At 34.3% G+C, this 7,369-nt stretch carries 4 protein-coding genes; all 4 read left to right on the top strand.

Annotated features, from left to right (window positions below; all coding sequences use genetic code 11):
• Positions 1 to 264: 264 nt before the first annotated feature.
• The 4 genes from G343_RS0100195 (at position 265) to G343_RS0100180 (ending at position 7,032) form a co-directional block, all read left to right on the top strand.
• Positions 265 to 1,926 carry an acylphosphatase gene (locus G343_RS0100195; RefSeq protein ID WP_020006106.1) on the top strand — a complete coding sequence of 554 codons (1,662 nt, stop codon included), beginning with the start codon at positions 265 to 267 and terminating at the stop codon, positions 1,924 to 1,926.
• Positions 1,927 to 2,701: 775 nt separating this feature from the next.
• A complete protein-coding gene (locus G343_RS14030) occupies positions 2,702 to 4,132 on the top strand; it encodes an acylphosphatase (protein WP_020006105.1) in 1,431 nt (476 codons plus the stop codon).
• Between the two features lie 49 nt (positions 4,133 to 4,181).
• Entirely contained in the window at positions 4,182 to 5,636 is a 1,455-nt protein-coding gene (locus G343_RS0100185) for an acylphosphatase (protein ID WP_020006104.1), read from the top strand.
• A 175-nt stretch (positions 5,637 to 5,811) separates the two neighbouring features.
• A complete protein-coding gene (locus G343_RS0100180; RefSeq protein WP_020006103.1) occupies positions 5,812 to 7,032 on the top strand; it encodes a YheC/YheD family protein in 1,221 nt (406 codons plus the stop codon).
• The last annotated feature ends 337 nt before the right edge of the window (positions 7,033 to 7,369 follow it).

Raw genomic sequence — 7,369 nt, 5'->3', positions numbered from 1 at the left:
AGACTCATCCGTGGATACTTTGTCATAATGAACACCCTTTCCAGTGTATGACTGTGTATCTACATTATACCAAACGTACGTTCGCAAATACAGCTCTTCTGAGCAAAAGGGACAATCATTTAATATTATTAAGATGGGTAGGTCAATATTTGCTACTCAATTAACTATGACATATAATGTGGACATTATAGAAAGAGTTACTTGCTAAAAATAAATTTATATCTATTAGAAAAAATCTAATTAGTATTATTGGAGATGAAGTATGTGGAAAATCAAAATCAACTGTTTCATTTAAAAAACTCTTTGCCTGCAGATGTTATAAAGCATCAAACATCTTTTTATACAGTTGCCCTGGAAGCATGGCGCAGAGGTATGAGAGTCAAGTATTTTAATAGTAAACGCGGAGGCAGAGTGCCATCCACATCAATAACTTATTCTCTGTCTGATGGAGTGAATGAATATCATTTTGTATGTGCCCGGGGGACGAAAACAACGAAAGAGGCAATTTCAAAAGCAGAAAATAAGGGCTCAGCTTATAAACATATGAGGGCACAGGGACTGCCTGTACCTGAGAGCAGAACTTTCAATTATAATGAATCTTCAATAGGAGAAATGTGTACTTATGGAGAATCAATTGGTTATCCGCTTGTGATAAAGCCCACGGATAGAGGCGGCGGCAGAGGTGTTGTTACCCATATTAATTCTAAAGATATGCTTAAAGATTCCCTTATAAAAGTAAAGAATGATTTTAAGCCCAAAGAAATAATAATAGAAAAATACTTTGAAGGTGGCGTCGACTATCGATTCTATGTGATTCAGGATAAAGTGATTGCGGTCTCTAAGTCGTACTCATCGAATGTGATTGGAAACGGGCGCAGTAATATGAAAGAATTGATAAAGAAAAGAAATATTGAGATTAACAATAATGTGTCCACTAAACAAAGAGATATAAAAATTGACCAGGAAATGAAAGAATTTTTAAATGAAAATAACATGACTTTAGATTATATTCCTGAAGAAGGCGAAAGAGTATTTGTAAGAAAGCACGGTACTCACTTAGGTGATAGGTTAAGTGTAGACTGTACAGATAGCATCGATCCAAAATTTAAGAAATATGCTGTTGATGCTTTGAATTCGGTTCCCGGCTTACCGACGGGTTCTATTGATATGATCATTAATGAAGAAAAAAATGAAGGCATAGTCAATGAGATTAATACTAAAGGAGAAATCATGATGCATGTTTTTCCTTTTGAAGGACAGCCAGTGGATATACCCAAACACTTAATTGATTTTTATTTCCCAGGTTCAAAAAAAATAAATGATAACTTCTATTTTGAATATAAGCATGTTAAAGATCTGTTTTTATCTGGTCATGCGGATGAAATAACTATTCCAATGTTCCCTAAAGGTACCCAATACGAAAAACAAATTAGTATTAAAGGGACACATTTTGGCCCGAATTATTTAAAAAGACTGAAAAAGAAAGCTGCAAACCTGCAGTTAAAAGGATACATCTCCGCTTCATCCAAAGAAAGTGTCGAAATTGAAGCCATTGGAAACAAAGATACACTGAACTCATTTGAAGAATTCATCAGAGGATCATCTAGAAATCGGACTAAAGTGCACAATGTAAGTGCATCAGAAATGGATATTTTTGATGGCGTCAGTTCAATTGGTTTTGAAATCAATGATGATTCATTGAATAAGATTAAGAAAAAAGATAATGACAAAGAAAAAATAATAAAAAAAGAAAATGAAGACCTGTCCAAAGAAATTCTAAATATGAAAAACAGTTATTCAAAAAAATTGAAAAATCGGGAAAAAAGAATCCAGGAGTTAATGGAAGAGTTGGATCGTGTCAAAAGCAGTAATTCTTGGAAACTGACAAAGCCTTTAAGAAATATTAAAGGAAAAATTGAAAAATAGTGATAAAGACCGTTTCTGTTACTGTTGATCTTAAGTGCTATTAAAGAGAAACTAACAGTATAGATATGTAGAAATATTATTAAGTTGCTATATAGCGCAAAATTATATGTTACGATAAAATCATTTTAATGATTATTCAAAGATCTAAAACGAACCGACTAAATATTTTAATATTTTAAAGTATTAAATTGGTCATGTATCCATTTGATTTTGAAGTATTGAGAGTCAGGGTCGAATTAAGCTTTAATTCTATTTTTAGAGACCAAACAAGAATTTGAAATTCACTGAAAAATAAAACTCATTAGTGTAAATATCAATTTTTATATGGAGTGAATTAATATCATTTTGTATGTGCCCGGGGGACGAAAACAACGAAAAAGGTAATTTCAAAATCAGAAGATAAGAGTTCAACTTATAAACATATGAGGGCATAGGCACTAAGGGCAGAACTTTCAATTATAATGAGTCTTCAATCAAAGAGATATGTACTTATGGAGCCTCATTTGGTTATCCGCTTGTGCGATTGTGATAAAGCCCAAGGGTAGCGGCGTAGGGAGAGGCGTTGTTACACATATTAATTCCAAAGATGTGCTCTCCCCCTTTAAAAGTGTAAAAAGAGCCTAACCTCTAAGGGGAGAGTCAACACCCTTCATTCATTCAAAATCCCCCTATACCGGGGTTAGATCAGTGGCTAACTTGGACTTGAAATTTAAAAACATTTAATATTAAATGTTGTTCAGCTCTTATAAATAAATAAAGAAAGAAGTGTTCAAATTTGAGTCATAAAAAATGGTTGGAGCATTTAGAAAATAGTACCCCATCAACTGTGAGCGGGGATAAATTAAGTATATATTCGATAGCCCTTGAAGGCTGGAGAAGGGGGCTTAATTTAAAGTTTTTTACTATAAAACGTCGTCAGAAACATCTTATCAAGTATTCTTTATCAGACACTGAGAAAGAAATAACATTTTCCTACTCTACTGGTCCTAATGTAACAGCAGAAGCAATGAATATTACAAGTAGTAAAACAAAAACAAAAGAATATTTAAATAATGTAGGAGTTCCTGTCCCCAAAGGAAAAAATTATATGAAACATGCAAATGAAGAAATTATAACAGATGTTTCCCGATCATTAATATTTCCTGTAGTATTAAAGCCTGCCAGTGGTAAGATGGGAAAAGGCGTAATAGCTAATATTAAAACTGCCGAAGAATTGAAAACATCACTGCTGCATGTACGAGAATATCTAGGTTTTAAAGGTGTCATTGTTGAAGAATACATACCTGGCGAAGAATATAGGATCTATGTGATTGATGGAAAAATAATAGCAGCTATGAACCGTTTGCCTGCAAATATTACTGGGGATGGGGAAAGGTCTATTCGAAAATTAATTATTGAAAAAAATAAGCAAAGAAAACAAATTCCCAGTGTTAGAGCCAGACCAATAAAGATTGATGCTGAAGTCACAAGAAATATAGAGGCATATGAATACACAATTGATAGCATTCCGGCCATAGGAGAGAAACTGCTGCTGAGAAAAAATAGTAATATATCATCAGGCGGGGATCCTGTCGATGTTACTGACCTATTAAATGAACAAGTAAAAGATGTTGCTGTTAAAGCGGCGAAAGCAGTGCCGGGGCTGGTTGAAACCGGAGTAGACTTGATTGTGGATAATAGAGATAATTCAGGAAAAGTGATTGAGCTAAATACAAAAGTTGGGTTAGGTGGTCATTTATTTCCGTTAGAAGGTAAAGCAAGGGATATTCCTAAAGCAATTATCGACTATTATTTTCCAAATTCAAAACGAATAACAACTGATCTTTATTTTAATTATACAAAAGTAACTGGCTTATTGAAGAATGGGGTTTTGCAAGAGGTAACTTTGCCCAGCATACCTAATGAAGAAGTAATAGTAAAATCTATTATAGTTAAAGGTAAAGTACAGAAAGTTGGTTTTCGAAACTTTATTAGAATAAAAGCACTTTACTGTAACGTCAATGGTTTCGTTAAGAATGATTCAGATGGTTCAGTTTTTATAGTTGTAGCTGGAACAAGAGAAAAGATAGCTAACTTTGAAGAACTCCTTCGTACGAAATATCCAAAAAGGGTGAACATAGATAGTATTGAAGAGAGTGTATGGAATGGACCAGTAGAATATGGTTTCGAAATAATAGCTGATAGTAAAAATACTAAAAAAAAGTGAATAAAAACCGTTTAATTTCTATTAATGGTTTTTTTATAAGGAGAGTTTCATGAAAAACACAAACGTTGAATTGATGCCTCATTTAACTAAAGATGTAGTGGAAGGCATTAATGGATTTAAATTATGTTCATATTTAATTGCTCTGGAAGGATGGCGAAGAGGTTTAAGTTTAGAATGGTATAAAGATGAAACTAGCAAGTGTAAAATGCACCGTGCGGGCGGTAGTACTCAAGGAAAATATTTTTCACTAACTTCAGATGAAAAGACACATTACTTTTTTAGATCAAGGGGAGATAAAGTCTCAAATGAGACTGTTCGTATTTGTCAGAATAAAGAAAAAACTAAGAAAATTCTTGATGACCAAAATGTTCCTATTCCCAAAGGGGAAATCTTTGACGTAAATGATGACCAAATTTATGTGTATGCACAAGATATCGGTTTTCCAGTGGTTATCAAACCGCTTAGTGGAAGCATGGGTAGAGGTGTTTATACAAATATCTCAAACTTTGATGAATTGAAAAATGCAATTGGTGATTTCAAAAAAAGGTACAATTATAAAGGTATCATTGTGGAAAAGCATTATTATGGAAAGGAATATCGTGTTTATGTGGTGGGAGATAATGTAATAGGGGCCACTAATAGAGTGCCTGCTAACATACAAGGAGATGGGGTTAATACTGTAAGAGATTTAATAGAAATAAAGAACAAGGTAAGGGAAAGTAACCCTTATTTAAAACCTAAGCCCATAAAAGTAGACTATGAAGTGAAGTTAGCTTTAAAAAATAATGGTTTAGAAATGAATAGTGTTTTACGGAAGGGGGAAACGTTAAGCCTCAGAGAAATAAGTAATTTATCTGCTGGCGGTGACCCATTGGAAGCTACAAGTGATTTATCTGATGATGTGAAGCGTATAGCCGTTAATGCTTTAAAAGTTTTACCATCCATTCCTCATGCTGGTGTTGATATAATTATAGATCCAAATGCAAATGAAAAAGCTGTAGTTCTAGAAGTAAATCCTACAGCAGAAATTAGTTTCCATGCTTTTCCTTGGGAAGGAGAACCGAAAGATGTTCCTAGTGCGATAGTTGATTATTATTTTCCGGAAACTATTAGTGCAAAAAAATCACTAAATTATTTCGATTATCATAGTTTAATTGAACCATTAAAAACATGGTCAACAGATGCCGTTAATGTGTCTCCGGCGCCAACCAAAGATTTGTATTTTAAGCGGTATAGAGTAACTGGTAAAATTCATAAAGTTGGATATATGACTTTCATAAGAAGACAGGCATTAAAAAATGATATCCAAGGTTATATTAAAAGAACTAACAGTAATGATGTCGAAATTTTGGTGGCAAATCCAGAAGAAGCAAAGTTGGATGAATTTCACAAAATTTGTTATAAAGGATCGAAAAAATCAAAAGTGAAAGCTGTAAAAGAAATAGAATCTTCAATAGTCGAACAACCATTTAAATTAGGTTTTCAAATAATAAGTTTGGAGTGAAGGTGTTTCAGTTAGACTTAGGATTCGATTTTAGTAAAATTTTAAGTGTGAATAATTTAAATATGAAACTCTAATAAATATAATGTATCTTTATAAGTGTTCTAGTTCATTTTTTATTGAATCTGGAAGGTAATCTCAGGAGTAACACTATTTGATGTAGGAGGAGTATAATAATATGACTATAGGCGTGATGGCAAATTTTAAAAAACCTACTAAGATAGCCAAGTATATTTCTCTCATCAGTCAGGTCTATGGGATAGAAGTAATATATATGAGACCGGGCGATATAAACATAGAAAATGATACCGTTGTCGGTAAAGTATTTGTTAACAATGAATGGGTGGAAAAACAAACAGGGATTCCCCCATTCATCGATATTGCTCCGTATTGTTTTAAGAAAAAAAACAAAGCAATCACTGATTATTTGAAGCGAAAAACTTTTTTATCCGATAATCGAGACAATGTTTTGACCAAGCGGGCGTTACAGGAAAAACTGCTGAATGATCCTAAATTCTCACATCTGGTAATCCCGACACATAGAATCCAAAGTTTTGAAGACATGCAGAAATATCTGGAGAAATATTCTAAAATAGTATTGAAACCTTCATGGGGAATTCAGGGCAAAGGCATATATATCCTCGAACAATTAGAAGATGGATATCTGCTTGGGCATAATATTCAGGAGGACGAGTTGAATGAATCAGAGCTAGAAGGGTTCTTCAATCATTCGATTGCCAAAAAGGGTTATGTACTGCAACAGTATGTTTCGTCAAGAACTTCAGGCGGAGAACCATTCGATTGCCGGATTCATGTCGAAAAGAATGAGCATGGTGAATGGGAAAGTGCCAGAAATTACATCCGGATTGGTATCGGACAGAAAGTGATTTCCAATGTTAATCAGGGAGGCGGAATTTCTAAACCAGTCCCGTTCCTGAAAGCGAACTTTGGCAGACAGTGGAAGGCGATTAATCAGAAACTGAACCAGTTGGCAGTGACGCTGCCGTATAAAGTAGAATCACTGCGAAGCACACATATCATGTCATTAGGGATGGATATCGGGATTGGTAGGGATGGCCAGTTGTACCTTTTTGAAGTTAATGATGGGCCGGATACTTCAGCAGTGATTGCAGAAGTGGCGTATTTGAGGAGTAACTACTATAGATATATCCTTAGAAACAGACTGAATATGCCGGAAAAGAATAGAGTTGAATATGAGAAATATCAGGCAGTGCTGGAAGAAAGAGACCAATACCGTGAAAGAGTTGCAGAAATACAAAGTGCAAAAGAGAGCTATGAGCAGAAATATCATGAGATGAAGGAAAGTACGTCCTGGAAAGTCTCTAAACCAATACGCAAAGCTGGAAGTATTATGAAAAACTTTAGATCGAAAGGTTAGAATATAGTATCTTTCCATGCGACTTATCAATCCCCCTTATAACGATGAGTAGGTAATATCACCGTTATAAGGGGGATTTGATTAACAAATTGAATATTCGTTCTATCCTTGTCAAGAGCAATATAATTTTGGCTCTTACGCTAACTTGATGAATGTACGCGTATGTATTTCGTTAATGCCACAATCAATTTTTAAAATCAGATCACTTTGTAAAGCATCCGTTGCCGCAATAGTTCAAACTTGGCACGAGCATACATCATTCTTTTCACGGTTTTCAGCCGGTTGACGTTGCCTTCGACCAATCCATTACTTTCAGTATAAGTAATGGCATTCACTG

The sequence above is a fragment of the Salinicoccus albus DSM 19776 genome (assembly GCF_000385175.1).
GTDB classification, from domain to species: domain Bacteria; phylum Bacillota; class Bacilli; order Staphylococcales; family Salinicoccaceae; genus Salinicoccus; species Salinicoccus albus.
Note: the sequence above shows the minus strand (reverse complement) of the source record. Positions and strands in the feature narration are given on the sequence as shown.

What these genes read in the sequence shown, in the direction of transcription:
- G343_RS0100185 (WP_020006104.1), top strand. Translation starts at nt 4,182, where the DNA reads ATGAAAAACACAAACGTTGAATTGATGCCTCATTTAACTAAAGATGTA.
- G343_RS0100180 (WP_020006103.1), top strand. Translation starts at nt 5,812, where the DNA reads ATGACTATAGGCGTGATGGCAAATTTTAAAAAACCTACTAAGATAGCC.